This window comes from Terribacillus sp. 7520-G (assembly GCF_002271665.1).
Taxonomy (GTDB): domain Bacteria; phylum Bacillota; class Bacilli; order Bacillales; family Amphibacillaceae; genus Terribacillus.
Genome location: NZ_NQFP01000037.1, coordinates 1 through 26,347, shown reverse-complemented (window position 1 = coordinate 26,347; position 26,347 = coordinate 1). Strand labels below are relative to the sequence as shown.

General features: G+C 48.7%; 26 protein-coding genes. 4 read left to right on the top strand and 22 right to left on the bottom strand.

Going from position 1 to position 26,347, the window contains the following annotated elements; genetic code table 11:
- Positions 1 to 26: 26 nt before the first annotated feature.
- From CHH53_RS13335 to CHH53_RS13290, 10 genes are all read right to left on the bottom strand, one after another.
- Positions 27 to 662: a PepSY domain-containing protein gene (locus CHH53_RS13335; RefSeq protein WP_095216619.1), complete on the bottom strand. Its 636-nt coding sequence runs from the start codon at positions 660 to 662 to the stop codon at positions 27 to 29.
- Between the two features lie 89 nt (positions 663 to 751).
- Positions 752 to 2,089, bottom strand: a complete 1,338-nt coding sequence (locus tag CHH53_RS13330) for a sensor histidine kinase (RefSeq protein ID WP_095216618.1) — start codon at positions 2,087 to 2,089, stop codon at positions 752 to 754.
- Positions 2,086 to 2,778 (bottom strand): response regulator transcription factor, encoded by a 693-nt coding sequence (locus CHH53_RS13325; RefSeq protein ID WP_095216617.1) that lies wholly within the window; start codon positions 2,776 to 2,778, stop codon positions 2,086 to 2,088. The genes CHH53_RS13330 and CHH53_RS13325 overlap by 4 nt, the downstream gene beginning before the upstream one ends.
- A gap of 17 nt (positions 2,779 to 2,795) precedes the next feature.
- Positions 2,796 to 3,257 (bottom strand): flavin reductase family protein, encoded by a 462-nt coding sequence (locus CHH53_RS13320; RefSeq protein WP_095216616.1) that lies wholly within the window; start codon positions 3,255 to 3,257, stop codon positions 2,796 to 2,798.
- A gap of 150 nt (positions 3,258 to 3,407) precedes the next feature.
- Positions 3,408 to 5,849, bottom strand: coding sequence for a DNA topoisomerase IV subunit A (gene parC / locus CHH53_RS13315; RefSeq protein ID WP_095216615.1), 2,442 nt, complete (start codon positions 5,847 to 5,849; stop codon positions 3,408 to 3,410).
- A gap of 12 nt (positions 5,850 to 5,861) precedes the next feature.
- Entirely contained in the window at positions 5,862 to 7,862 is a 2,001-nt protein-coding gene (gene parE, locus CHH53_RS13310) for a DNA topoisomerase IV subunit B (RefSeq protein ID WP_198946052.1), read from the bottom strand.
- Between the two features lie 300 nt (positions 7,863 to 8,162).
- Entirely contained in the window at positions 8,163 to 9,614 is a 1,452-nt protein-coding gene (locus CHH53_RS13305; RefSeq protein ID WP_095216648.1) for a protein adenylyltransferase SelO, read from the bottom strand.
- 61 nt (positions 9,615 to 9,675) lie between these two features.
- Positions 9,676 to 10,104: a CoA-binding protein gene (locus tag CHH53_RS13300; protein ID WP_095216614.1), complete on the bottom strand. Its 429-nt coding sequence runs from the start codon at positions 10,102 to 10,104 to the stop codon at positions 9,676 to 9,678.
- A gap of 18 nt (positions 10,105 to 10,122) precedes the next feature.
- The gene (locus CHH53_RS13295; RefSeq protein ID WP_095216613.1) at positions 10,123 to 11,643 is read right to left on the bottom strand and encodes an ABC transporter permease/substrate-binding protein; all 1,521 of its coding nucleotides are present in this window, start codon (positions 11,641 to 11,643) and stop codon (positions 10,123 to 10,125) included.
- Positions 11,640 to 12,707, bottom strand: a complete 1,068-nt coding sequence (locus CHH53_RS13290) for an ABC transporter ATP-binding protein (RefSeq protein WP_095216612.1) — start codon at positions 12,705 to 12,707, stop codon at positions 11,640 to 11,642. Before CHH53_RS13290 ends, CHH53_RS13295 begins: the two co-directional genes overlap by 4 nt.
- 155 nt (positions 12,708 to 12,862) lie before the next feature.
- Between CHH53_RS13290 and plsY the strand changes: the two genes are divergently transcribed.
- The 3 genes from plsY to yidD all read left to right on the top strand — a co-directional run bounded on the left by plsY (position 12,863) and on the right by yidD (position 14,763).
- The gene (gene plsY, locus CHH53_RS13285) at positions 12,863 to 13,465 is read left to right on the top strand and encodes a glycerol-3-phosphate 1-O-acyltransferase PlsY (protein ID WP_095216611.1); all 603 of its coding nucleotides are present in this window, start codon (positions 12,863 to 12,865) and stop codon (positions 13,463 to 13,465) included.
- A gap of 112 nt (positions 13,466 to 13,577) precedes the next feature.
- Positions 13,578 to 14,510, top strand: coding sequence for a GTP cyclohydrolase FolE2 (gene folE2, locus CHH53_RS13280; RefSeq protein ID WP_095216610.1), 933 nt, complete (start codon positions 13,578 to 13,580; stop codon positions 14,508 to 14,510).
- 4 nt (positions 14,511 to 14,514) lie between these two features.
- Positions 14,515 to 14,763 carry a membrane protein insertion efficiency factor YidD gene (gene yidD, locus CHH53_RS13275; RefSeq protein WP_095216609.1) on the top strand — a complete coding sequence of 83 codons (249 nt, stop codon included), beginning with the start codon at positions 14,515 to 14,517 and terminating at the stop codon, positions 14,761 to 14,763.
- A 25-nt stretch (positions 14,764 to 14,788) separates the two neighbouring features.
- On the opposite strand, the gene CHH53_RS13270 is transcribed toward yidD, so the two are convergent.
- The 5 genes from CHH53_RS13270 to acnA form a co-directional block, all read right to left on the bottom strand.
- Positions 14,789 to 15,097: a hypothetical protein gene (locus CHH53_RS13270; RefSeq protein WP_095216608.1), complete on the bottom strand. Its 309-nt coding sequence runs from the start codon at positions 15,095 to 15,097 to the stop codon at positions 14,789 to 14,791.
- 3 nt (positions 15,098 to 15,100) lie between these two features.
- Entirely contained in the window at positions 15,101 to 15,520 is a 420-nt protein-coding gene (locus tag CHH53_RS13265; RefSeq protein ID WP_095216607.1) for an acyl-CoA thioesterase, read from the bottom strand.
- The gene (locus CHH53_RS13260) at positions 15,517 to 17,769 is read right to left on the bottom strand and encodes an AAA family ATPase (RefSeq protein WP_340082100.1); all 2,253 of its coding nucleotides are present in this window, start codon (positions 17,767 to 17,769) and stop codon (positions 15,517 to 15,519) included. The genes CHH53_RS13265 and CHH53_RS13260 overlap by 4 nt, the downstream gene beginning before the upstream one ends.
- A 65-nt stretch (positions 17,770 to 17,834) precedes the next feature.
- On the bottom strand, positions 17,835 to 18,278 hold the full coding sequence (locus tag CHH53_RS13255) for a TlpA family protein disulfide reductase (protein ID WP_095216606.1): 444 nt from the start codon (positions 18,276 to 18,278) through the stop codon (positions 17,835 to 17,837).
- A gap of 90 nt (positions 18,279 to 18,368) precedes the next feature.
- A complete protein-coding gene (gene acnA / locus CHH53_RS13250; protein ID WP_095216605.1) occupies positions 18,369 to 21,077 on the bottom strand; it encodes an aconitate hydratase AcnA in 2,709 nt (902 codons plus the stop codon).
- A 244-nt stretch (positions 21,078 to 21,321) separates the two neighbouring features.
- Between acnA and CHH53_RS13245 the strand changes: the two genes are divergently transcribed.
- Positions 21,322 to 21,447 carry a small acid-soluble spore protein P gene (locus tag CHH53_RS13245; protein WP_095216604.1) on the top strand — a complete coding sequence of 42 codons (126 nt, stop codon included), beginning with the start codon at positions 21,322 to 21,324 and terminating at the stop codon, positions 21,445 to 21,447.
- A 39-nt stretch (positions 21,448 to 21,486) separates the two neighbouring features.
- On the opposite strand, the gene CHH53_RS13240 is transcribed toward CHH53_RS13245, so the two are convergent.
- From CHH53_RS13240 to CHH53_RS13210, 7 genes are all read right to left on the bottom strand, one after another.
- Positions 21,487 to 22,593, bottom strand: coding sequence for an ATP-binding protein (locus CHH53_RS13240; protein WP_233135102.1), 1,107 nt, complete (start codon positions 22,591 to 22,593; stop codon positions 21,487 to 21,489).
- A 179-nt stretch (positions 22,594 to 22,772) separates the two neighbouring features.
- On the bottom strand, positions 22,773 to 23,246 hold the full coding sequence (locus tag CHH53_RS13235) for a CcdC family protein (RefSeq protein ID WP_095216602.1): 474 nt from the start codon (positions 23,244 to 23,246) through the stop codon (positions 22,773 to 22,775).
- Between the two features lie 29 nt (positions 23,247 to 23,275).
- Entirely contained in the window at positions 23,276 to 23,599 is a 324-nt protein-coding gene (locus tag CHH53_RS13230) for a response regulator (RefSeq protein ID WP_233135105.1), read from the bottom strand.
- Positions 23,600 to 23,612: 13 nt separating this feature from the next.
- Positions 23,613 to 24,083, bottom strand: coding sequence for a Na(+)/H(+) antiporter subunit B (locus CHH53_RS13225; RefSeq protein ID WP_095216600.1), 471 nt, complete (start codon positions 24,081 to 24,083; stop codon positions 23,613 to 23,615).
- A 54-nt stretch (positions 24,084 to 24,137) separates the two neighbouring features.
- The gene (locus CHH53_RS13220) at positions 24,138 to 24,833 is read right to left on the bottom strand and encodes a cytochrome c biogenesis CcdA family protein (RefSeq protein WP_095216599.1); all 696 of its coding nucleotides are present in this window, start codon (positions 24,831 to 24,833) and stop codon (positions 24,138 to 24,140) included.
- Positions 24,834 to 24,920: 87 nt separating this feature from the next.
- On the bottom strand, positions 24,921 to 25,334 hold the full coding sequence (locus CHH53_RS13215) for a YndM family protein (RefSeq protein ID WP_095216598.1): 414 nt from the start codon (positions 25,332 to 25,334) through the stop codon (positions 24,921 to 24,923).
- Between the two features lie 114 nt (positions 25,335 to 25,448).
- The gene (locus CHH53_RS13210; protein WP_095216597.1) at positions 25,449 to 26,195 is read right to left on the bottom strand and encodes a nucleotidyltransferase domain-containing protein; all 747 of its coding nucleotides are present in this window, start codon (positions 26,193 to 26,195) and stop codon (positions 25,449 to 25,451) included.
- Positions 26,196 to 26,347: the final 152 nt, after the last annotated feature.

Sequence of the window (26,347 nt, the reverse complement as noted above, 5' to 3'; positions counted from 1 at the left end):
AAAAAAAGAAGCAGCGGTATGCTGCTTCAATCATCTTCACTATCGTAGGTGATGGTCACAATTTCCCCGGATTGTGCGTTGATGACAACCTCTGCTTCATCATCAGCCGTTTCGAGCTCAAGCTCATACACAGGCAATCCATCCTCTTCATCGAACTCGGCGTTTGTCACGGTGCCGCCGACTTCGTCAGTGGCGATTTTGACAGCTTCGTCCATCGTGATTTTCACTTCAGCCTGGGAAGCTTGTTTTTGGGAAGGCGAAGTCCCCTGCTTATCGGATTGCTGCTGATCATCAGCCGATTGTTCGTTTTGCTCTTGCTTTTGATCATCAGCTGATGCTTGATCCTGGTCTTCTTTCGTTTTTCCCGGTAAAGTTTTCTGTATGCTGCTTTCCTTCAAACTGATCACTTCCCCGGTATTTCCATTCAAAGTCAGATCATACCGTCTTTCCCCGTTTTCCAGATCAATATCATATCTTGGCTCGCTGCCGCTGCGGTCCAATTCAATTTCTGTCACTGTCGCATTATATTGTTTCTCTGCCTGCTGCCGTGCTTGATCGATTGTCATCTCCGGTTCACCAGCGGACGCTTGCATCCGGTAAATACCAAATACAGCTGCGACAAGCACGACAATGGCGGCAGGGATAATCCATTTTTTCTTCATATCGATCGCCTCCAGCTATCATTGTATAGCCAGTATATATCTTGTTCATTAAAGAAATGGTGATTGCTTTATTAGAATTTCATGAGAAGCTAGAGTGGCAGCCGGATCGTGAATGTAGATCCTTTGCCCAGGATGCTGTCCACTTCAATCTCTCCATCATGCAGTCCTACCAGCTGTTTGGCAATGGCCAAGCCAAGGCCGCTGCCTCCCTTCTCGCGGGTGCGGGCTTTATCGACCCGATAAAATCGATCGAAAATACGCCGCTGATCTTGCTCATCGAGTCCTTCGCCCTGGTCGGTGACGGACAAGACCGCTTCATCCCGAGCAGCTTCAACAACGATTTCGATTCGCTCGTCACTGTATTTTATGCCATTGCTCAGCAGTATATAGACAACCTGCTTCAGCATATTGGCATCTGCTTTGACGACAACCTCCTGCTCGATATGAAGGCTGATTTCCCTCTGGTGAGCTGTTTCCATAGCTGCAGCACAGCCTTCAGCTATTCTACCGAGATCGACGGGTTCTTTTTGCAGCAATGCTGGGTCATCTTTTGCCAAAATCAATAATTGGTCTACCAATGCCTGCATCCGTTCTGTCTCGCTATGAATCGCTTGGACAGCTTCCTGCTGGACAGCAGGATCATCCGCCCCCCATCGATCCAGCAGCTTGCTGTAGCTCTTGATGATGCTGATTGGCGTTTTCAGTTCATGCGAGGCATCGGAAACGAACTGCTGCTGCTTGGTAAAGTTCTCTTCCAGCTGATCGACCATTTCATTGAAAGTATCACTCAGGGTCTGCAATTCATCATTACTTCTATTTTCCATTTCCATACGCTTCCATTTCCCGCTATTGCGGATTGTCTGCATGGCTGAAGTCAGGGCAAGGATCGGCCGCAGCAAGAAGCTGCCCAGCAGTCGGCCGCCGAAGATCGAGGGAATCAAAATGATCAGCCCAGCTATCGTCAGGCTGTATTTCAATACTTGAAACGTCTGCTGAAGACTGACAAGCTCTTCGACAACCTGCATCGTATAAATGCCATTATCCCGAATCACCGGGATGGATACTACTGCATACCAGCTGCCGTCATGATAAAAGGTTTGATCCCGTTCCTGTGATGTGAAAGTAAATGGGAGCTCCCGGTATTTTTCCGCTCTTGTTATCACACCTTCACTTTTGCCGTCAGAGCCAATGAATCGCACCATTCCTTCAGTCGGCAGATCCGCCTGAAAAAGACTGCTGCGCGATGTATCCTTCCAATCGACAGTCGCAGCTGTCTCAGCCAAAGCACGGCCTTGTTCATGCAGCCGTTCGACACTGTTATCCAGGCTTACCTCCCGGAACAGGAAGTAAATGGACATATTCACGACCAATAACAGGATCACGAGGGTAACGATTATGTATAGCTGGATCCTTGTGCGCAGCTTCACTTCTCTTCATCCTTGATTGTATATCCGACTCCCCGCACCGTCTTGATCAGCTTATGTTTTTCATCTGCATCGATTTTTTTCCTTAAATAGCGGATATACACATCGACTACATTCGTGTCTCCCGCATATTGGAAGCCCCAAACCCTCTCCAGCAGCTGATCCCGTGTCAGAACTTGCTTTTCGTGCTTCATCAGGAATAAAAGCAAATCATATTCGCGCGGTGTCAGCTCCAATTCCTTTTTGCCGCGTTTGACCGTTCTTGTTTTCTCATCAAGCGTCAAGTCACCGACCTGGAGCACTGGCTCTGGCACGACAGCCATCACGGTATGACGAAGGTGGGCTCGAATACGCGCCAATAATTCTTCAATCTCGAATGGCTTCGTCATATAATCAGTGGCACCAAGATCAAAACCGCTCACCTTATCCGGTACAGCATCTCTTGCCGTCAGCAGCATGACCGGTACATGGGCATCTTGCTTGCGGATGCGCCGAAGCAGCTCCATCCCGCTCAATGATGGCAGCATCACATCCAGCAAGATGAATTGATAGCTGTTAGCATAAAATGCTTCCAATGCATCCAGGCCATCGTACTTCACATCAACAGCGAAGCCTTCATGCTCCAGTTCCAGCTGAAGCAGCCTCGCCATTTTCTTTTCATCTTCCACTACCAGGATTGTCGTCTGATCCATAGGCTGGGCTCCCTTCCTCAGATCGATTTGATTTCTCGATAATTACCGCCAAAGTACAGCACCGGATCACCATCACGCAGCAGCAAGTCCTCGACTTCCCCAATGATGATCATATGATCGCCAGCCATCACTTTGTCGACTGTTTTACACGCCAGATTGACTAGGGCATCTTCTACGACCGGTACGTCATGCAGCGCAATGATCGGCACGGGCTCTTCTTCTTTCTGTTTGGCAAATACCATACTGATATCCTTTTGTTCCTCTCTCAGGACACTGACACCGAATGTGGGATTTGTCTGTAAAACATTATATAAGGACGCTTTTTTATCGATTGAAACAGCTATGAGCTTCGGCTCCAGTGATACAGACATAAAGGCATTCACCGTCATCCCTTTTGTCTCACCTGCCACATCGGTTGTAACAATGGTAATACCTGTCGCAAATTTCCCCATTGCATCTCTGAACGTACGATTATCCATTCTGCTCCCCCGTTCCATATGCTATACGTAAAACTATACCATGTCATTTGTGCTGCCTGTCAATTATTCTATCCTTACAGAGGGCTTATTGTGCAGAAAAAAGAGAGGCTCAATGCCCCTCTTGGTTTACATAATGATATTATTGTAAATTTAATCTTTTTCTTGAGAAAATACAGTTTCATAAATCGCTTCAGGATAAGTTGCGATGACTTCCCCATGCTTATCCGTATCCAAAACATAAGAGCCATTGCTATAACGATCATTGGCATTCAGATTCATAGGCTCAAGAATATGATCCTGTTTATCCTTCGTCACCAGATGAATCGCTGCAGCATCTTCCAATACATAGAATCCGACGATCCGATGCGGATTCTTCTTGAGTTCACGAAGCATCACAACACCTCGTTTTGCTCGGCCGCTTGGCTCGAATTCCTTCAATTTCATCCGTTTTGCAGACCCCCTATGTGTGATGACGACTACACTTGGGGAATGCTGCTGGCCAAATGTCTGGGCACCGACAATATATTCATCTTCCTTCAACTGCATTCCTTTCACACCTGCTGCCCGTATGCCGATCGGAGTGACCTCTTCTTCGGTAAACCATAGGCCATATCCCGAATTCGTTGCCATGAATAGCTGTTTGTTACCATCAGTCAGGGCTACGTGGCACACTTCGTCGTCCGCTTTCAGATTGATTGCGGTAAGTGACTTGTTAGCGCGTGTCGCTTCGTAAAGCTTGAGCTCACTGCGTTTCACCATGCCATTTTTAGTGAAGAAGACAAGGTAGCCGGCTTGTTTGAAATCACGGACCGGAATGCTGGCAATGACTTTTTCGTCCTTGTCCATGCTTGCGATATTGGCAAGATGCTGCCCTTGGTCTTTCCAGCGGATATCCGGCAGCTCATGCACCGGCATGAATATGAATTTCCCTTTATTCGTGAAGACGAGCAGCTTGTCGGTTGTATTGATCTCCTGCATGCCGATCAGATGATCTTCTTCCTTGATAGCCAAATCTTCCCCATTGGAAGCCTGATAGGATCGAAGGCTTGTCCGTTTGATGTAACCATCATGTGTGACAGTCACCAATACGTCCTCGGATGCGACCATGACCTCGAGGTTGATTTTCAATTCCTCGATTTCATCTTCGATCTGCGTGAGGCGGTCGGTGTGATAATTTTTCTTGATTGCCCGCAGATCCTGCTTGATCACTTTAAGCAACGTCTTTTCGTTTTTAAGGATATCCTCGAGCTTTTGGATCTGCTCATCCAGCTCGTCTGCTTCCCGCTGCAGTGCGGTGATATCCGTGTTCGTCAAACGATAAAGCTGCAGGTTCACAATCGCCTCTGCCTGGGCCTCGGTAAAGCCGTAAGCTGCCTCGATCCGCTGTTTGGCATCGGCTTTATCCTTGGAAGCGCGGATTGTCGCAATCAACTCATCCAGGATGGAGATTGCTTTAATCAGACCTTCGACGATATGCTTGCGGTCTTTTGCTTTTTGCAAATTGTAAGCAGATTGTCTCGTAACGACTTCCTTTTGGTGTTCGATATACGCATCAAGCAAGCTCGCCAAACCAAGCAGCTGCGGCGTCTTGTCTTTGATGGCGACCATGTTGAAGTTGTAAGAAATCTGCAAATCCGTATTTTTGTACAGATAATGCAGGATCCCCTGTGCATCCGCCTCTTTTTTGAGCTCGACGACGATTCGCATACCGGTGCGGTCGGTTTCGTCACGAACCTCTGCAATACCTTCCACTTTTCGGTCTAGGCGGAGCTCATCCATCCTTTTGACGAGATTCGCTTTATTCACTTCATACGGAATTTCATCTATGACGATTTGCTGCTTGCCGCCTTTGATATCCTCGATGCTCGTTTTGCCGCGAACGATGATTTTGCCTTTTCCCGTCTCATACGCCTTCTTGATTCCATCGACGCCCTGGATGATGCCGCCTGTCGGGAAATCCGGTCCCTTCATGACCGTCATCAGTTCATCCACCGTGCTGTTCGGCTTGTCCATGCGCATGATGACGGCATCGATCACTTCGCCAAGATGGTGCGGAGGTATTTCAGTGGCATAACCAGCAGAGATACCCGTTGAACCATTTACGAGCAGATTCGGGAACTTGGCCGGGAGAACAGTCGGCTCCGCGTTCGTATCGTCAAAGTTCGGGACGAATTCGACGGTATTCTTATCGATATCCCGCAGCAGTTCAGAAGCGATGCTGGATAGTCTCGCTTCCGTATAACGCATCGCTGCCGGCGGGTCACCATCCACACTGCCGTTATTCCCATGCATCTCAACCAGCACATTGCGTACTTTCCAGGTCTGACTGAGCCGGACCATCGCTTCATATACCGAACTGTCCCCGTGCGGGTGGAAGTTACCGATTACCGTACCGACAGTCTTGGCTGCCTTCCGGAACGGTTTATCATGTGTGTTCCGCTCATCGAACATCGCGTATAAAATCCGGCGCTGCACCGGTTTGAGGCCATCCCGGGCATCCGGCAGCGCTCGGTCTTGAATGATATATTTACTGTATCTGCCGAATCGGTCTCCGATGACTTCCTCCAATGGCAAATCCAAATAGTTTTCCAAAAGAAATCCCCCTTAGTTATGCAGCTTATCGTTTTCGAGGATATTCCCGTCTTCTTCCATACCGAAAGCGACATTACTCTCGATCCATTTACGCCGCGGTTCCACTTTGTCACCCATCAGTGTCGTGATCCGGCGCTCTGCACGGGCGAAATCCTCGATCGTCACACGGATCAGCGTTCGTGTCTCGGGATCCATCGTCGTTTCCCAAAGCTGATCGGCATTCATCTCGCCTAGTCCTTTGTAGCGCTGGATGGCATAGCCGTTTTTCATTTCCTGGATGATTTCACGCATCTCCTCATCGCTCCAAGCATAGCGGATGACTTCTTTTTTGCCTTTGCCTTTGGATAGCTTGTACAAAGGCGGGAGGGCGATGAATACTTTGCCTGCTTCGATCAATTCCTTCATATACCGGTAGAAGAATGTGAGCAGCAGGATCTGTATATGCGCGCCGTCGGTATCGGCATCCGTCATGATGACCACTTTGTCATACTGTACATCCTCCAAAGTGAAATCAGCTCCGACACCTGCACCTATTGTATGGATGATCGTCGAGATCTCCTCATTTTTCATGACATCCTGCAGTTTGGCTTTCTCCGTGTTGATGACCTTACCGCGCAAAGGCAGCACCGCCTGGAATTTCCGGTCGCGTCCCTGCTTGGCGGAACCGCCGGCGGAATCACCCTCCACCAAATACAGTTCGTTCTTTTGCGGATTGCGGGATTGGGCTGGTGTAAGCTTCCCGCTCAGCAATGTATCTTTCCGCTTCTTCTTCTTGCCGCTGCGCGCATCTTCGCGTGCCTTGCGCGCTGCTTCCCTTGCTTCCTTGGCCCGGATTGCTTTCTTTACGAGCATACCTGCAATATCGGGATTCTCAGAAAGGAAGTAAGAAAGTTTCTCCGATACGAGGGCATCGACCGCAGAGCGGGCTTCGGAAGTACCCAGCTTGCTCTTCGTCTGTCCTTCGAATTGAAGCAGTGCCTCCGGTATCCGGACACTGACGATTGCTGTCAATCCTTCGCGGATATCTGTCCCTTCGAGGTTTTTATCTTTTTCTTTCAGCAATCCATTCCGGCGTGCGTACTCATTGAAGACGCGTGTCATCCCGGATTTCGCTCCTGCTTCATGGGTACCGCCGTCTTTGGTGCGGACGTTGTTGACGAAGCTGAGCATCGTTTCTGTGTAACCATCATTGAACTGGAAAGCAAAGAATATCTCGATTCCTTGCTGCTCGCCTTCGAAGGCAAGGACGGGATGGAGCGTATCCTTCTCCTCGTTCAGATAGTCAACGAAAGACTGCAGGCCGTCAGGATACACATATGTCTCCTCTTTCCCGCTGCGCTTATCCGTGATATGGAACGCCACACCCTTAAGCAGGAATGCCGCTTCGCGCAGACGTTCAGCCAGCGTATCAAAATTGTAGCTGGTGGTAGAGAACATGGACGGATCCGGCTTGAAGTGGATGCTCGTGCCTGTCTTTTTCGTCTTGCCTTGCTTCACAAGCGAAGTGACAGGCTTGCCGCCATTTTCGAATCGCTGCGTATAAATATTTCCATCCCGATGGATCGTCACTTCGAGCCATTCGGACAGGGCATTGACGACAGATGCCCCGACGCCGTGCAAGCCGCCGCTCGTGCTATAGCCGCCCTGGCCGAATTTACCGCCTGCATGCAGCACAGTGAAAATCACCTCGGGAGTAGGCCTTCCGGTAGCATGCATACCCGTTGGCATACCGCGGCCGAAATCCTCGACAGAAATACTGTTATCCTGATGAATTGTCACATTGATTTTTTCTCCGTAGCCTGCCAGTGCTTCATCGACACTGTTATCGACTATTTCATAAACTAAATGATGCAATCCCCGGCTGTCAGTGCTACCGATATACATGCCGGGCCGCTTCCTGACCGCTTCAAGCCCCTCGAGCACTTGAATCGAGTCATCTGAATAATGCGATGCTTGTTTTACCAATGCCACATCGGCTCCCTTCTTCGAACAAAAAAACTGTTTCCAAGTCATTCATCCATCCGTTCACTGGAAAACGACAGTACGTTATGTTCATCATAACGCAAACATATGTTCTTGTAAACTGGCTCCCTCGCTTTGCAGAGTCCAGTGTATGCCTAATTAAAAGTAGCAGAATAATGCCAGTCAATCAATCCACATTTTGGGTTTTCATATAATTAATCGTCCATTTGGTGCCATTTTCATCGTGTTTTGCTTTCATAAGACAGTCTGGATCCATCTGGAATATAAATCATTGCTATCATTGTTCTTATTTTCACATTTATGTATACCTGCCCTGGGGGCAGGCCAATATCAGGTTCCGCAAAATGTTTGGAAAGGCTCCTTCGGCTCAGGCGGATCTTCGGTGAATTTTGAGTCGACCGGCTCATAACTGAAGGGATCAGACACAAGCTCACACAGCCGATCAAACAGCGTATAATCACCATTTCCGGCAGCATCCAGTGCTTCCTCCACCAAATGATTGCGCGGGATGATGCTGGGATTGGATTGACGCATCAAGTCACGTGCAGCCTCGATTCCTTCAGCTCCGATCCGGTCATCCCAGCGCTTTTTCCATGATGCAAAGCCCTCCGCCTGTTCAAGTGCAGCTGTATCGCCTATCGTCAATGCGCGGAAGGTATTCGTGTAATCCGCCCCCGCTTGCTCCATCCAGCCAAGTATATCCTCCACAAGTGCTTCATCGCTCTCTTTTGCACCTGTGATTCCAATTTTCCTGTACATGATATCGAGCCAGCATTTCCTATAAATCTGCGGAAATTCACGGAGCGTGTCTTCTGCTTGTTTCACTGCCTCTGCTGGAATCGAATCGAATAAGGGAAGCAATGCTTCGGCAAATCGCGCCAGGTTCCAAGCTGCGATCGGCGGCTGGTTGGCATAGGCATAGCGTCCCTGGATATCTATGGAGCTGAAAGCCGTCATCGGCTTGTATGCATCCAGGAAGGCACAAGGGCCGTAATCGATCGTTTCGCCGCTGATCGTCATATTATCCGTGTTCATCACGCCATGGATGAAGCCGGCACCCACCCATTTCGCCAGCAGTTCCGCCTGTCGTTCCATCACCGCTCGGAAAAAGCGCACATACTTATCAGGCTCTCCAGCCAGCTCAGGATAATGACGCTCTATGCTGTAATCTGCCAAGGCTATCAAGTCGGTTTCCGAACAAAATCTTCTGGCATATTCGAATGTCCCCACCCGGATATGGCTTGACGCAATCCTGGTTAATACCGCGCCAGGCAATGCCGTTTCCCGGTAAACCGGTTCACCCGTGGAAACGACAGCCAAGCTGCGCGTCGTCGGGATGCCGAGCCCATGCATCGCTTCACTGATGATGTATTCCCTGAGCATCGGCCCAAGCGCTGCACGTCCATCCCCGCCCCTGGAATATGGGGTGCGGCCGGCGCCCTTCAACTGGATATCCACTTTTTGGCCCGATCGATTTTGCCATTCCCCGAGGAGGATGGTCCTTCCGTCCCCAAGCATCGTGAAATTGCCGAATTGATGACCCGCATATGCTTGTGCAATCGGCTGTGCCCCTTCAGGGAAGGAGTTGCCTGCCAAGTGATCGAGAGCACCTTCTTGTCCGATGCCAAGCTGTTCAGCCAGTTCCTCGTTCCATTTTACCATTTGCGGATCCCTGACCGGATTTGGTGACATTCTGGTATAAAAAGTCTCAGGCAATGCCGTGTAGGAGGCATCCAATTTTCCATCTAAAACCACGATTCTTCCTCCTTCATTTTTCTGCATTGGTTCCATTATACGCTATTGATACAAGAACCCCATCTGCCTGTATGCAGATGGGGTATGTTCATTTGCCGGATGGCCCGACAAGTACGCTATGTGCGACTTTGATACATAAGTCCATCAAGACCGTAAAACCTTCCTGTTCCAAGTAAGCAGCTGCTCCTTCATCATGAACGCCTTGCTGGGCCCAGAATACGCGAGCATTCGTCCTGCTTGCTTCCCTTGCCAATCCCGGCAGGTACTCCGATCGGCGGAAGACATTGATGATATCGATCTCATCGGGTACATCAGCCAAGCTGGGATAGGCTTTCTCGCCGAGGACTTCGGTCACATTCGGATTGACCGGTATGATCCTGTAGCCTGCCTGCTGCATCGCACGGGAAACACCGTGAGATGTCCTGTCCGGTGAATCGGACAGTCCCACTACCGCAATCGTCTTCGCTTTCCGCAATATGTCACGAATCTGTTCATTTTCCGGATTCTGGAATGCCATTTGACATACCCCCTTCTTTCAGAGCAGACCTTCCTGTTCGAGGAAGTCCCTTGCGACGTCCTCAGGCTGCTTCTTTTTGAAATCGACTTGGTAATTCATCTCTGTCATCTGCTCATCTGTTATCTTGCCCGCAAGCTGACCCAATATGTCCGCAAGCTCCGGGTATTCCTCAAGTGTCTCCTGGCGCATCAGCGGAGCACCTTGGTACGGCGGGAACAGATTCTCAGGATCATCCAGTGTGACAAGATCCAAATCCCTGATATAACTGTCGGTCGAGTAAGCATCGATGACATCGACATCATCGGCTTCGATCGCCTGCTGACGGATGCCGGGATCCAGCGTCCTCAGCTCCCCGAACTCCACGCCATAGACATCCTGGATGCCCAGATAACCATCTTCCCGATCGCTGAACTCCAATGTGAAGCCCGCTGTCATCTCATCGTCCATTTTCCTAAGGTCCGCAATCGTCTGCAGGTCATTCTCCTCCGCATAGGATCGTTTCACAGCAAGTGTATACGTATTATTGTACGCCATCGGTTCCAGATATGCCATTTCGAAAGCTTCTGCCATACCTGCTTTGGCCTGCTCATACACTTGCTGACCATCATTGCTTTCTGCTTGTTCGCCTAATAATGTCACCAGAGCAGTACCGGTGAACTCCGGATAAATATCGATGCTGCCATTTTGCAAGGCTTCGAAAAGAAAATCTGTTTTCCCTAGATTCGGTTCCAATTCGACTTGTAAATCTGTCTGGTCCTCGATAAGCAATTTGTACATATTGATCAAAATTGTCGGCTCGGCATTCAGCTTGCCGCCTATCACCAAATCAGGCTGATCATCCTGCGCTGCCGCAAAGGGGGCCACGACCCCAATGACAGCCACGATAACCAGGACAGCCAGCGACTTGAAACCGAATCTGCGGCTGGTGCGCTCGAAAATCCGGATGACCAAATCCAGCAGGATGGCAAGCAATGCTGCCGGAATGGCACCAAGCAGGATGAGGTTCACATCTCCGCCGCGGTCGATGCCCAACAGGATGAGTTCCCCGAGTCCGCCAGCGCCGATTAAAGCGGCAATCGTGGTTGTACCGACGATCATCACCATAGCTGTCCGGATACCTGCCATGATGACGGGCATCGCCAATGGCAGCTCGACTTTGCGGAGGCGGCGGAAACCATTCATTCCCATGCCCGTTGCTGCTTCTTTCAAAGCTGGATCGACTTCGGCGATCCCGGTGTATGTATTACGAAGTATCGGAAGCAATGCATAAATGATGAGTGCTGCAACTGCCGGCTTCGTGCCGATTCCGATCAACGGAATCAAAAACGCCAAAACGGCTAGACTGGGAATCGTCTGCAGGACTGCCGCTATCGCGATGATCGGTTCGGCAAGCTTTTTGGACCGGCTGAGCAAAAGGCCGAGCGGAACGGCTATGGCAATACTGATCAGCAAGGCAATGATCGATATTTGCAAGTGTTCAGCCAATGCCGTCCATAAGGAATCACTGCGCTGTTCGAATACTTCCAGGAATGCTTTCATTGGGTCACCACCCCATTCCTGACTTCGGTTTTGCCGGCAAGGTAACGCAGCAGCTCCTGCTGTGTGACAGTCGCTATCAACTCTTCACCTTTTGTGACAGGCAGGATACTGGCACCTGCTTCCTCGAAAGCATGCACTGCTTCCAGGACATTCATATCACTCGGCACAGCGAGGACATTCTGCTGCTTCCCATGCTCGACGGCACAAAGCAATTGGCCGTCATCGCTTGTCAGGATATAGGCTTGATCTGGATCGAAATCGCCTGCTTCGTATGCTGTCTGCGTCAGGATATGGGAAACAGATTGGGCAGCGACGATATCGATGGCAGTCTGCCAAGGTGATTTTTTATCCCCGATAAAGCTGCGGACAAAGGAGTCACGCGGCTCCAGTATCAATTTCTGCGGCGTGTCGACCTGAATGATTTCACCGGCATTCATGAGGCAGATACGATCTCCCAAAGCTGTCGCTTCATCGATATCATGTGTGACAAACACTATCGTTTTCTTGATTTGCCGCTGCAATTTCCGGATATCCTTTTGCAGCCCTTCCCTGCTGATCGGATCCAAGGCGCTGAAGGGTTCATCCATCAGCAAAATCTGCGGATCGGCTGCCAGTGCCCGGATGACACCTACGCGCTGTGCCTGTCCGCCGGATAGTTCGGAAGGTTTCTTTTTCAAGTAGATGGACGGCTCCATCCCCACCATCCGCATCAATTCCTTGGCCCGATCATGTATTTCTTTCTTCTTCCACTTTTTCATCTCCGGAACGACAGCGATGTTCTCTTCGACTGTCATATGCGGAAATAATGCGATTTGCTGCAGGACATAGCCAATGTTCCAGCGAAGCTCATGGATGCTATAATCTTTTAATTGCCTGCCATCTATGTATATCTCGCCAGCCGTTGGCTCGACAAGCCTGTTGATCATCTTCATCGTCGTCGTTTTGCCGCATCCGCTTGGTCCGATCAGCGTGAGGAGTTCCCCCTCCTGCACTTTCAAATTGAAATCCTTGATGGCTTCCGTACCATCCGGGTATGTCTTATGTACACCTTTGAACTCAATCATACCTTCACCTCGTATTATGTACTGAATAGTTTTTTACCCTTGCTTCTGGTAAGTTAATCCTATACTATGTAAAAAGTTATGCCCTTCCATGATACTTCGTGCTAAAATGGATAAGCAAGCAACAGGAACGCCTAAGCAGTTAAAGGAGAATGAAAATGGAGTACGTGTTATTCATCCTGCTCGCCTATATCATCGGTTCGATTCCATCTGCCCTGATTGTCGGCAAGGTAAGCTATAATATAGATGTAAGAGAGCATGGCAGCGGAAATCTCGGTGCTACGAACACGTTCCGGACACTCGGTAAGAAAGCCGGGACCATCGTGCTGATCGCCGACATCCTGAAAGGTACGATTGCAACCATCCTGCCCGTTCTGTTCGGAATGGACTTATACCTGCTCGTCATCGGACTCGGGGCGGTCATCGGTCACGTATACCCGATCTTCGCCCGTTTCAAAGGAGGGAAAGCTGTCGCGACATCAGCCGGGATCATCCTGGGTGTCAATGCCTGGCTCTTTGTCATCATCCTGGCAAGCTTCGTCGTCGTTTTGCTCCTCAGCAAATATGTATCACTTGCCTCCATGACAGCGGGTGTCGTCGGTGTCATCGTCTCGATCTTCATTGCACAGGATGTCATTTTATCCATCGTACTCGGGCTCTTGGCGATATTCATCCTATACAAGCATCGGCAGAACATCGTCCGTATCATCAGACGGGAGGAACCAAAAGCTTCCTTCCTAGTGAAAAACAATTCCAAGTAACGGGATTGTTTTTTTCATTGCACCTGCATACCCGGTTCGGAAAATTGAATTACCAGCTTCGCATCGGGTATACTTTAAGCTAGTCCATGCGACTTTTGAAAGGAGTACAATCATGCAGCACCTACACACATCAACTAAAAAACAGCTGCCTTCAAAGGCGGAACGACATAAATTATTCGGCTCCGTGCCTCCAGGCAAGAAGACAAAACCAGAAAATAAAGCCGATATGGCCGACTTACAGAACACGAAAAAGAATTTCCTTTTCCATATAGATGCAGTCGGAATCGCGAAGGTCAAACACCCGATCCAGGTGATCAGCAATACCAGCCCGGCGATGCAGACAACGATCGGAACATTTGAATTCACCTCCTCCATCCAGCAGGACAGCAAAGGGACGAACATGAGCCGCTTCACGGAGCAGCTGGATTTGTATCACAAAAATGGCTTCACCGTTTCCGTGAAAAGCTTACAGACCTTTGTCGCTGAGCTTGCCGATCGCCTGAAGCAGGACGATGCACGAGTGAAAGTGACATTCCCATGGTTCTTTGAACGAAGCGGTCCTGCTTCCGGGATGACTGGATTGAATCATGCGGATGCCACATTGGAGGTCGCTTACGACAAGCAAACAGGCTTCCGGACCACGGCTAAGCTTTCCGGTACGGTTACGACACTTTGCCCCTGCTCGAAGGAAATCAGTGAGTACAGTGCACATAATCAGCGTGGTATCGTGTCAATGGAAGTACAGCTGACAGATGCATTCGACGAAGATGTGCGCGATTGGAAAGAGGATTTGCTCGAGGCTGCGGAAAGCAATGCAAGTGCCCGTATCCATCCTGTCCTGAAGCGTCCGGATGAAAAGATGGTCACCGAGACTGCCTACGAGAATCCGCGCTTTGTCGAAGACATGGTCCGTCTTGTGGCAGCGGATTTGTATGAACTGGATTATGTCGAAAAATTCACTGTATCCTGCAGCAATCAGGAATCGATCCACTTGCACGATGCCGTGGCGACATTGAGCTACGACAAGCGCGACGAAGAGGAATAAGCCGATGGACAAGGTATTCTTAGCCTTGATCCGTTTTTACAGGCGCTTCATCAGCCCCCTGACTCCGCCATCCTGCCGCTTTTATCCGACATGCTCCCAATACGGGCTGGAGGCAATCAAACGGCATGGGGCATGGAAGGGCGGCTGGCTCACCGTCAAGCGCATCTCAAAATGTCATCCTTTTCACCGGGGTGGATTCGATCCTGTACCAGGTGCGAATTGTGAGCATCATCACCATGAAAAAAAGCAGTGATCCCCAATCAAGGGGTCACTGCTTTTTATTTTGGCAATAAGTGAAATCTTTCCAACTGCTCCCATTGCCGTTCAGCCTGGAGGACACGCAGCTGATGTTCCCCTATCAGATCGAAATGCAGTAAATCCTCATGCTCATCTATCCATGCTTCCTCCAGACCATATTGCGCCCCCCACTCTATCAGCTTCTGCCGATCGGCACAGCCCGCTTTCGTTACCGTTTTTGCTTCCGGGAACCGGGCATCCAGCCAATAGTGGGTCAAAAAGGCAATCTCCCCGCGGCGGACCTGCTCCTTCCACCGCTGCAACTCACCGCGTCTGATCCCGAATGCCATCTGTTATGCTTCCAGCGCTTTCGAATAAGCAGCATGCCATTCGGGCAGTGAACGTCGTATCGAAACAGGTCGGAAATTTTCTTTTTTCACGACTGTATGGGTAGTTGTACCGGATACACAGAGTTTGCCATCCTCATTTTTGATTTCATAGCCATACTGTGTCCGGATTCCATCATAGGAGCGGAGCCATGTATCCACAACCGGCTTCTCCCCATAACGAACGGGGTAGTGAAAATTCAGCTGGGCATCCACAACCGGGGAAAGAAAGCCATCCTCTTCCATGCCTGCGTAATGCAAACCTAATGTCTCGATGAAATCAGTTCGCCCGATCTCAAACCAAATAAGATAATTCGCATGATACACGACTCCCATTTGATCTGTTTCTCCATATCTTACATTTATTTCTGATGTCGATTTCTTCATAAAGCACTTCTCCTTACCATTTCCCAAGCATTCTCTATATCTTTCTTATTCAATAAATCCATTTCCAGCTTTTCTTCCTCTTCGACAAGGCGGAGCGATTGGAACTGAATCGCTTCATCGAGAAGATTCGTAACGAATCTGGCATTGCCGGAAACAGCTTCTGTTTCCAGTCGTTCCCTAAGGAGAGCTTCCGCTTCTTCCGAGAGCGTATATGCATAATTTTCCATTGCATGCTTAAAAATAGCGACGAGCTCTTCACTGTTGTAATCAGGGAAAGTGAAATATTTCTTGAAGCGTGAAGCAAGTCCTGGATTGCTGTCGATGAATTGCTTCATTTCCTGCTGGTATCCTGCCAGTACCACGACGAGATTCTCATTATGCTTCGTCATTTCATCCACAAGCGTGTCGATTGCTTCTTTACCGAAATCCTGTGCACCTCGGAATAAGCTGTACGCTTCATCGATGAATAGTACCCCTCCAAGGGCATCACGGATGACCGTTTTCGTCTTAGCTGCTGTCTGGCCGACATAACCAGCTACCAAATCACTTCTTGAAGCAACTACCAGATGCCCTCTTTTCAGCAGACCGCGCTCTTTTAAAATCTCCGCATAGATCTTGGCGATCGTCGTCTTACCGGTTCCCGGATTGCCGGTAAAGACAGCATGCAGCTGAATCGGCACTGCCGGAGCCCCTTTTTGTTTCCGCTCCTGCTGGATTTGGACAAAGGAAGACAGCTTTTTGACCTCTTCTTTGATCGATTGCAAGCCGATCAATTGATCCAGCTGCTGCAATGGTTCTGATTCTTTTTCATTTCGGTCTGGATCTTTCACGTCTTGGGCGGATAATGTCATATGATCGATCCATGACTCCGTCGTCAATTTGCGATCGGCTCCCTTCTGGAAGATGATACGCAATACAATATCCCGGACAGAGCGGGCATTTCCGAATGTTTCATCGACCCGAGCCTGTTCGATTTTGTCCTCAACCAGGCGCAATGCTTCCTCAGTGAAGAAAAAATCGTTGGCAAGCGCCGTATTTTCGGCAATCTGCAAAAGCTCCTCGGTTTCAAAATCCGGTAACTCGATGTAATTCTGATCTGGAATACGGCTGCGCAGTCCTGGATTGGCAAACAGGAATTGACGCGTCTCCTCGGGATAGCCTGCCAGGAAAACAGCAAATTTCCCGCCGTATTCGCTGCTTGTCATACTGGAAACAAGCGTGTCGATCACTGCCTGTCCATAATCATTTCCGCTTTGGCCTTCCCTTTTCAGACTGTACGCTTCATCAATGAACAACACGCCGCCGATCGCCTGCCGCACATAATTGGTTGTATTTTCTTCGCTTTGGCCAAGATACGAACCAACCAGATGAGAGCGGTTCACCTCGACGACATGATCGGAGTCCAACAGCCCAAGCTGGTGGTAAAGCTTGGCCAAAAGACGTGCAATCGTCGTCTTCCCGGTTCCGGGATTGCCGGTGATGACCATATTCAGACCCGGTTCATCCACCATCTGGAAACCAAATTGCTTCCTTTCCTGCTGATAGCGCAGATAATGGTAATAATCATGAATATATGTCTTCACATCCTGTAAACCTATCAGTTGATCCAGGGCTTCAAGCGGACGGCTTTCACTTGCCTGGCTTAATACATCAGGCAGTGCATCCTGTACAGCTTCCAGGGATTTCAATATCTGCAGGACGGTTGCATTCATCGCAGTGACAGGTGATCCTGTCTTCCTGTTTTCAATCGTTTCGATGGTCTGTTCCAAGAGTACCAGTAAATCCTCCAGTTCCTCATAGGAACGATTGTATGCCGCCGCCAATTTGCTTGCGCCATTCAACCTGCGTGGATAAGCTTTCATTATATCATTCAGCTGACCATACAAGCTTTGGGATTTCTTTAATTTTGCAGGGTCAAAATCTGTTTCCCGCACCGACCATACTGGCAAATCCGTATCCATCAATGCCTGATAATATTGACTTACCTGTGCAAATTGATCGATTTCAAGCACAATTGGATGTGTCCGCTCCGATTCTGCCAGCAGCTGTCTGCTGATCGGATCCTGCTTTTGCACACGCATGATCCGGTAAAAAGCTATGATTCGATACAAGCCCTGTTTTAGGGCTTCTTCCCCTGAATCCAGCTTTGATGCCATACGTAACGCCTCTATCTCTGATAGAGGCGGTGAGATGTCCATTGAACTCCATGCAATCACTTGTTCTTTCAGGGTTTTCTCTGTCTGAGCCACAAGTATGCCCCCTTTTCTACCATCATTTTAGCATACCGGAGCCATACAGGTGAACTGGTGTGTCCTTAATCGATCCATTCCTGCAGCTGTTCCTTCGTCACGGGACCGGGAATGATCCGCTGCTTGCCGGATTCATCGACCAGAATGGTAAAAGGAACCGCTACTTGGCGGAATTGATGCGCTACAGTACCTTCCACATCCAAATAGACAGGCACCTGAAGTGCGCTTTTCCCGATGAAATTCTTCACTTGCTTCACGCTTCGCTCACTCTTTGTCGCATTGATACTGTATACGCCGACCTTACTGCCTACCAGAGCACGAAACTCCTCCAGCTCGGATAGATCCGACAAGCATGTATCACACCATGTAGCCCAATACGTTATCACAACAGGCTTCCCATCGGCTGCTTCTATCAAAGCTTCAACCGATTTCAGCTCTGCTGTACCGGCTTTGGCGATGGTTGGAAAGATGAACAAAAAAGCGCACAAGAGGATCAGTCCTCGTTTCATGCAAATTCCCCCTTCGCCGTTTATTGTAAGCGGAAAGGAGTCAAACTAACCAAAAAAGAAGCAGCCATTCCGGCTGCTTCCCATAGATACTTATGCGTGCTGTAATTTGTCACGAAGGACCATGTTCAAGATTCCGCCATGACGATAATAATCGATTTCGACTTCACTATCGAAACGTGCTATAGCTTCGAATTCAGTCACTTTTCCATCTTCTGCAGTGGCTTTCACTTTGACGATATCACGCGGAGACACATTCTCATCGATTGCAACATCGATGCTCTCACGGCCAGTCAGACCAAGTGAATCAGCACTTTCACCAGGCTGGAACTGCAATGGCAGCACACCCATCATGACGAGGTTGGAACGGTGGATCCGTTCAAAGCTCTGTGCAATGACGGTTTTGATACCGAGCAAGTTCGTACCTTTTGCAGCCCAGTCACGGGAGCTTCCCATACCATAATCTTCTCCGGCAAAGATAGCCAGTCCAGTCTGATCAGCTTGGTATTTCATTGCTGCATCATAAATCGGCATCACTTCATCCGTCGGCCAGTATGTTGTGTAACCGCCCTCGGTTCCCGGTGCAAGCTGGTTGCGGATGCGGATATTCGCAAATGTACCGCGCATCATGACCTCATGGTTGCCTCGGCGGGAACCATAGGAGTTGAACTCTCGAGGTGTCACACCTTTGGCTTGCAGATATTTACCAGCCGGCATATCCTTGGCGATTGCACCAGCCGGGGAAATATGGTCGGTGGTGACAGAGTCGCCGAACTTCCCGATTACACGCAATCCTTGCAATGGCTCGACAGTACCGCTTCCTCCGGAGATGTTCTCGAAGAAGGTCGGGTTTTGGATATAAGTGGAATCCGGATCCCATTTATAGAGTGGTTCGTCTGTCGTAGCAATCGCATTCCATTTCTCATTGGAATGGAAGACATCCTCATACTCCTTACGGAAGATTTCCGGTGTCACGACTTCAGCTACTGCATCACGGATTTCCTTAGGAGATGGCCATAGATCCTTGAAATATACCGCGTTGCCATCTTTATCCGTTCCGATCGGATCTTTGTACAAGTCGATATCGACTGTACCCGCCAGCGCGTAAGCCACAACCAATGGCGGCGAAGCCAAATAGTTCGCCCGGACAAGCGGATGGATGCGGCCTTCGAAGTTACGGTTCCCCGAAAGGACGGATGCGACAGTCAAATCACTGGATGCAATCGCTTCCTCGATTTCAGGGGACAACGGACCTGAGTTACCGATGCATGTCGTACATCCATAGCCGACAAGCGTGAAGCCCAATTGGTCGAGATAAGGTGTCAATCCTGCATCTGCCAAGTAGCGAGTAACTACCTTGGAACCAGGAGCCAGGGAGGTTTTCACATATGCCGGGACGCTAAGTCCTTTTTCCACGGCGTTCTTGGCGAGAAGTCCTGCCCCGAGCATGACATACGGGTTGGATGTATTCGTACAGGATGTGATCGCAGCAATTGCGACAGCACCTGTTTTCATCGTGGATGTCTTGCCATCCGGATGGCTGATGTCCACCGATTTATCGAATTCACTCTTATCAAGGCCGAATCCTTGGTTGCCGGCTGGTGCCGTGATCGAATCAACGAATGATTTCTGCATGCCGGAAAGCGGAATCAGATCCTGCGGGCGCTTCGGACCGGATAGGTTCGGCTCCAATGCAGACAGATCGATTTCCACCAATTCTGTATACTCGGGATCGCGGACATCCGGAGAGTACCAGAAGTCGTTTTCCTTTGCATATTTCTCCACAAGATCGATTTGTTCCTTGCTTCTTCCTGTCAAATGCAGGTAGTTCAATGTCTCTTCATCAATCGGGAAGAATCCGCATGTCGCCCCATATTCCGGCGCCATGTTGGAAATCGTCGCTCGGTCGGCAAGCGGCATATCCGCAAGGCCCGGGCCGAAGAATTCGACAAATTTTCCGACTACGTTCTTTTGACGCAGCACCTGTGTCACTTTCAGCGCCAAATCTGTCGCTGTCGAGCCTGCCGGCATCGTACCGACGAATTTGACCCCGATGACATCCGGTGCAGGGAAGTAAGACGGCTGTCCAAGCATGCTTGCTTCCGCTTCGATACCGCCGACACCCCACCCAAGGACGCCAAGACCATTGATCATCGTCGTATGGGAATCCGTACCGACAAGCGTATCCGGATAAGCAATATAAGTTCCGTCTTCCTCTTTATTCTCGTGGACCACACTAGCCAAGTATTCCAGGTTGACCTGGTGCACGATACCGGTTGCCGGCGGAACGGCACGATAGTTATCGAATGCTTTTTGTGCCCAGTTCAAAAATTCATAACGTTCTTTGTTTCGCTCAAATTCCAATTCCATATTCACTTTCAGTGCGTCTTGCGTGCCATACTTATCAACCTGTACGGAGTGGTCGATGACAAGGTCAACAGGGATTTCCGGGTTGATCCGGTCTGCATCCCCGCCAAGGTCTACCATCGCTTTTCTCAGGGAAGCGAGATCCACGACCGCCGGTACCCCGGTGAAGTCCTGCAGGATGACACGGGAAGGCTTGAATGGTACATCGGTGATGTCCCCATTCCCCCAATTTGCCAAGCCTTCCACATGCTCGTCCTTGATTGCAAAGCCATCATGCTGACGGATCAGTGATTCGAGCAGCACACGAATGGAGAATGGCAAGCGAGAGACTGTTCCGAGCCCCTTCTCTTCAAGCGCTTTCAATTGATAGTAATTGTACGTCTTTCCGTTTAATTCAAACTGCTTCTTTGCATTGTATGAATTATTTCCCACCATCGTATGAACAAACCCCCTTGTGAATTAGCCTGCTTATCACGATTCTATGATAAAGCAGCACGAGCTAACATCGATTTGCACTTTTTATTCTAAATGAAAACGATTCATAAGTAAATTAATTAAGAGCAAAAAACACGCGTAAAATAGGGAATCCTAGCGCATTTTGCAGCCTACCTATAGATTTTGACAACCCTCGAATAAGCCCTTTCACATAAGGGATAATAGTTGATGTGGAGGTGAGGAAATGGGAGATCAGAAAGGGAAACAGCGAAAACATCCAGAGAAGGTGAATGAGCCGCTGAGCGGGTCGAAGAAAGTGAAAAACAAAAATCATAGCAGACAAAAACATCATAGTCATCACGACATGTAAAAGAAAACATGGCCTCCTCGCGGGGGCCATGTATAAATATTATAAGGTTACAGGCAGGGACACCCTGAATGTGCTACCCTTGATTTCATTTCGAAGGATATCAAGGCTGCCATTATGCTTGTCCAGTATTTGAGCACAAATCATCAATCCAAGTCCCGTACCTTCTTTCTTTGTCGTAAAGAAAGGCTCCTTGAGCTTGGCAAGCACCTCATCCGGGATACCAGGCCCTTCATCCACGACATCCACTATACATTCTTCACCTTCTTGCCGCTGACGTATATCAATCTTGCCGCCATTCGGCATTTCTTCAAGTGCATTCTTGATAAGATTGATGAAGAGCTGTTTGATTTGAGATCTGTCACAGAGCAGCCTGCTATTCGATCCTTTTTCAAAATTGATCTGGACATTCTGCAGCCTTGCTTGTGAGTACAGCAGGGTGATGACATCCTGCAGCATTTCATGGATCGATTCCGATTCTTTGTTTTCCGCTACAGGTTTTGAAATGAATAGAAGCTCGGAAGTGATGGTTTCGATTTTCTGTATCTCATCCACCATGATCTTGTAATACTCTTCTTTGCGGCTGATACCCGCCTGGATGAGCTGGAGGAAGCCCTTCAGACTCGTAAGCGGGTTACGGATTTCATGCGCTATCCCAGCTGCAAGCTGTCCTGCCACACTCATTTTTTCCGAACGGAACATCATTTCCTCGATTTCTTTTTTATCGGAGACATCCTTGGCAACCCCGATATAATAAGGGGCATCTTGCTCCTTTACAAGTGAGATGCTGGCCTCCATCCATATATGCTTCCCCCTGTTATCCACAGCCGTGAAATGGAATCGCTGGGGCCATTCCGTCGCTGATTTGAACCTGTTTTTCAGGACAGGCACTTCACATGGATCCAAATAAGTCAAAGAAGACGTGCCGAACAATTCCTCTGGCAAATAGCCCAGCAGCCGCGTGACCGACGTGGAAGTATACCGAATCATCCCATCACTGCTGCAGACGAATACGATATCAAAACCGTTTTCATCGATCCATCGCAGCAGCGGTGCCGGAAGTTCAGCCAAAGAATGTGCCTCAAAGCCTGTCGAATCAAATGAAGCCGCCCTTGCCTTTTTCTCTGTCTTATAGTCGTCTTCGTTCAAGCTCCTTCGCCCCCTTTTATGTGACCTTCGTGCATCTATGTATGTATAAGTCCTTTTGTAATGTATGTTACTACAATTAAGCAAAAAACAAAACGCTCGTGCCATGATTTTCCTAAAACTTGTATGTCCTCAGTCTATGAAAAAAGACTTTCTCACTGGAAGAAAGTCTTTTCACACCATCAGGTGACTTGCAAGCTTCTTTCAAGCCGTTTGTACTTCCAAAGCATTGCAATCCGCCAGGAAGCGATCATGCCAAAGGCCAGCAGGAAGAAGACACCGCCCATCTCCCCTATTTCGATCGTCTGGCCGATCGCCACTTTGAGTAAAACCCGGACAAACACGAGACCGACAAGTATGATTGCGAATGCCTTCGAAGGCTTCAGGAAAATCTCCTGATCCCTGACTTCAAAATTGGAAGTCAGGATCAGCAAACTGGAAAAAATGATTCCTGCCCCCAATGAAAACCAAACCTCCGGCCAAGGTACACGGAACACCGGAAAAATGAACATCAGCGCTCCGGTACTCATGAAAAGGGGCGGCAGGATGATTTTCTTGGCCGTAACCGGTCTGGCTGCAGCCCGCATCCGTATCATGGCAACAGCCAGTCCCATACATGCCACCAGGATGGTACTGATGATAACAGGTAATGTCATACCCTTACCTTCTTTCAATTTACATTTCTTTAAGCGAGAATACGCTCCACAGTCTCAATCACTCGGACATCCTCGAAAGGCTTCGTAATAAAATCCTTTGCGCCAAGCTCGATCGCTTGCATGACGATGCGCTGCTGACCCATTGCAGAACACATGATCACCTTGGCATCCGGATCCATCCCGATGATCTCCTTCAAGGCTGCAAGCCCATCCTTATGCGGCATCGTGATATCCATGAACACAAGATCAGGATGGGTATCACGAAACTTTGAGACTGCTTCCAGTCCATCCGCAGCCTCCCCGACAACCTCATGATTGTTCTCGGTAAGCAGACCGCGCAATGTCTTCCGCATGAATTTTGCATCATCAACTATCAATATTTTTGCCACTTACATTCTCCTCACTGCTTGAACGATCTTGTGCGATGGACAGAATGATCGTCAGGGCGATACCGACAACGGTAAGATATACCCCCAGATCAAAAAGTGTCGCTGTAGCCAACTCCAGTTCCCCTAGTACCGGCAAATGGATATACGTGAAGGTATGGCTCAGGAATGGCTGTCCGAATAGGAATGACCCAGCACTGGTCAGGACCGCAATCAGCACACCCATCACCGTCAACACACGATAATTGATCGGCAGAACCTTGCTGACCGTCTTAAATCCATATGCCATATACATAAGCACCAGTGCAGCAGCAGTTCCCAGACCTCCGATGAATCCACCGCCCGGGGAATTATGGCCTGCAAAGAACAGATAGACCGAAAACCCTAGCAACAAGAAAGAGATGAGCACGGTTGTTGTTTTGAAAATTAAATTATTCGGTGAAAATTCCACAATCGACACCCTTTCCCTACATATTTTAAACTACTTCGCAGCATTTTTCACGATTTAAAAACCGTAAAAAGAGAAAAAACCGCCAAGATAAGCTGTTATCCTTGTTGTCAAATCGAATAGAAGCAAAATGCCGATCAGAATCAGGAAATAGCCGCTCACTTCATGCAAGAGCTTACCCGCTCTCTGCAATTTTTGCAGACGATATCCGAAAAAACCACAAACAAAAAAGGGAATGCTGAAACCAAGGACATAAGCCGACATCAGCGGGACGGCTTGAAGCGGCTGCAGTGCAGCAGTCGTCATGATCCCCGCCAATATCGGGCCTGTACATGGCGTCCAGCCCATGGCAAAGGCCAGTCCGATCAGGAAAGAACCCGCATATCCAGACGGTCTGTCCTTAAAACGAAACAAGCTTCCGGATGACTGCCATCTCCCTCCCAGCAATCCTATCTGTATCGCTCCCAATAGGATAAGGAAAGCTCCCCCGATGACACGTATGTATGCTTGATAAGCAAAAAGTAATTCAGATAATGCCAGTGCACTGTAGCCCAGCAATAAGAAAATCGCCGAAAACCCAAGCAAAAAGAAAATCGTATGCAAGAACCATCCATAGGCATGCGATTTTCCGCTGGATGAAGCCGGATTAACTCCAGTCAAATAGGATAGAAATGCCGGATAAAGCGGAAGGACACACGGGGATAAAAAGGATAGAAATCCTGCAGAAACAGCCAGCAGTATCGAAACCTCCACAAGATACCTCCTCCTTGATCATTCGGCAAGCAAAAGGAATCCCCATATAGGGATTCCTTCCATTAACTCATTCTACTATAGCATAATTCAGGACATACCAACAGTTTGGGCATTGTGATCTTCAATGACTTGATTATTGACATAACGATGGAAGAACCACTCGCCGATACCGATCACGACGGTGGAAATCAAGGATGCCAGCACAACATTATCATCAGGATCCAGCAATGCTTCCCCCAACACCCAAAGCACGATGAATGCGAGGACGGCATCACACACTGTCGCAATTGCATTCCGCTTGGTAAAATCACCATCCGGCTTGCTCCGATCCCCTGATCGGCTGAGGATAAACAAATCCCCGATCACATAAGCAGCGATCGTCAAGACGACACTCATAAGCAGCGTATCACCGAATTCCGCATCGAACATCAGAGTGAAAACAATCCATAAAACAGCTAAAATCATGATGAATTTGATCAATAGTGCCTTTACATGTTTCATTTTGCCCACTCACTCCTTTTCTTCTTTACTCTTACCTTCATATTTGCAGAATAAAACCTATTGTCTGCATTATGAGTGTTGCCTGCTTCCTGTATTTCATACCTTTGCCGGCACTTACCAGCCGCCTTCTTCTTTCATTACTGAAATATTTATGCTGACCAAGAGCTCATCAATGGCATGACGATCCGGCTCTTCCGGAAGCATGGAATCCTCTGCTGCCTTCCGGAGATCTTCATCCAACGACTCGATAAGCTCCACTGCTTCACCAAATGTGTATTTACCATTCCTGCAGTCAAGCAAAAAACCGCGATTTGGCCTGTAGGTGCTGAAATCGCCTGTTTCCAGTATCTCAATCGCGCTGGTCAGCAGCCTTACGCTATGCATAAAGAATTTCGTGTCGTACTCATACTGCTCGATCAAGTCCTGTCTGCCGGATCTGCTGGAATTTCTCTGCTTAAGCTTTTGGATCTGGGACTCGGCATAGCCACCAAATTTTTTGTGGATTGCTTTAGAAAGGAATAAATGCCGATCATCGATTAACCGCTGCCCCAAGTCTGTCACTTTTAAGTACTGCTCTCCATTCAAAAATAATATTTCGATGTTATTGGGCACCCCAGCCATAGCATCCTTGACGAACTTCGTGATATGGATGATATTGATATCGATATCATCTTTCGTGTTTTTGAAGTTTTTACCGCCGCTGCTGTTATATTCATTGAAGGAATCCAGCCCCAGGAAGTAACTTGCAGGCGGGATGCATATTCCTTTGAAATCTTTATCTGAATCCTCGGTATTCGTGCCATATGCATAACTTCCCGTTGGAGCCAGGATGATCGTTCTCTCTTCCAGCCAGTCAAACATTCAGCATCTTTCCCCCTTCTCCATCCAGTGATAGTTTCCGCATAAATCCAGAAAATATAAAATAGATGAAGCTTGAAATAACATCAAAAAAACCACGTTTCCTGCTAAATCTCTAAGCAGAAAACGTGGTTTTTCGATTTCATTGAAATCTT

Coding starts and splice junctions, on each gene's coding strand:
- CHH53_RS13320 (WP_095216616.1), bottom strand. CDS start 3,257: ATGGATAATCGTACGTTCAGAGATGCAATGGGGAAATTTGCGACAGGT.
- CHH53_RS13215 (WP_095216598.1), bottom strand. CDS start 25,334: ATGAAACATGTAAAGGCACTATTGATCAAATTCATCATGATTTTAGCT.
- acnA (WP_095216605.1), bottom strand. CDS start 21,077: ATGGTGGGAAATAATTCATACAATGCAAAGAAGCAGTTTGAATTAAAC.
- CHH53_RS13325 (WP_095216617.1), bottom strand. CDS start 2,778: ATGGATCAGACGACAATCCTGGTAGTGGAAGATGAAAAGAAAATGGCG.
- folE2 (WP_095216610.1), top strand. CDS start 13,578: ATGCAGCACCTACACACATCAACTAAAAAACAGCTGCCTTCAAAGGCG.
- CHH53_RS13290 (WP_095216612.1), bottom strand. CDS start 12,707: ATGATTGAGTTCAAAGGTGTACATAAGACATACCCGGATGGTACGGAA.
- CHH53_RS13295 (WP_095216613.1), bottom strand. CDS start 11,643: ATGAAAGCATTCCTGGAAGTATTCGAACAGCGCAGTGATTCCTTATGG.
- CHH53_RS13335 (WP_095216619.1), bottom strand. CDS start 662: ATGAAGAAAAAATGGATTATCCCTGCCGCCATTGTCGTGCTTGTCGCA.
- CHH53_RS13255 (WP_095216606.1), bottom strand. CDS start 18,278: ATGAAACGAGGACTGATCCTCTTGTGCGCTTTTTTGTTCATCTTTCCA.
- CHH53_RS13245 (WP_095216604.1), top strand. CDS start 21,322: ATGGGAGATCAGAAAGGGAAACAGCGAAAACATCCAGAGAAGGTGAAT.
- yidD (WP_095216609.1), top strand. CDS start 14,515: ATGGACAAGGTATTCTTAGCCTTGATCCGTTTTTACAGGCGCTTCATC.
- CHH53_RS13265 (WP_095216607.1), bottom strand. CDS start 15,520: ATGAAGAAATCGACATCAGAAATAAATGTAAGATATGGAGAAACAGAT.
- CHH53_RS13210 (WP_095216597.1), bottom strand. CDS start 26,195: ATGTTTGACTGGCTGGAAGAGAGAACGATCATCCTGGCTCCAACGGGA.
- CHH53_RS13305 (WP_095216648.1), bottom strand. CDS start 9,614: ATGCAGAAAAATGAAGGAGGAAGAATCGTGGTTTTAGATGGAAAATTG.
- CHH53_RS13300 (WP_095216614.1), bottom strand. CDS start 10,104: ATGGCATTCCAGAATCCGGAAAATGAACAGATTCGTGACATATTGCGG.
- plsY (WP_095216611.1), top strand. CDS start 12,863: ATGGAGTACGTGTTATTCATCCTGCTCGCCTATATCATCGGTTCGATT.
- CHH53_RS13230 (WP_233135105.1), bottom strand. CDS start 23,599: ATGCGGAAGACATTGCGCGGTCTGCTTACCGAGAACAATCATGAGGTT.
- CHH53_RS13270 (WP_095216608.1), bottom strand. CDS start 15,097: ATGGCATTCGGGATCAGACGCGGTGAGTTGCAGCGGTGGAAGGAGCAG.
- CHH53_RS13235 (WP_095216602.1), bottom strand. CDS start 23,246: ATGACATTACCTGTTATCATCAGTACCATCCTGGTGGCATGTATGGGA.
- parE (WP_198946052.1), bottom strand. CDS start 7,862: ATGACTTGGAAACAGTTTTTTTGTTCGAAGAAGGGAGCCGATGTGGCA.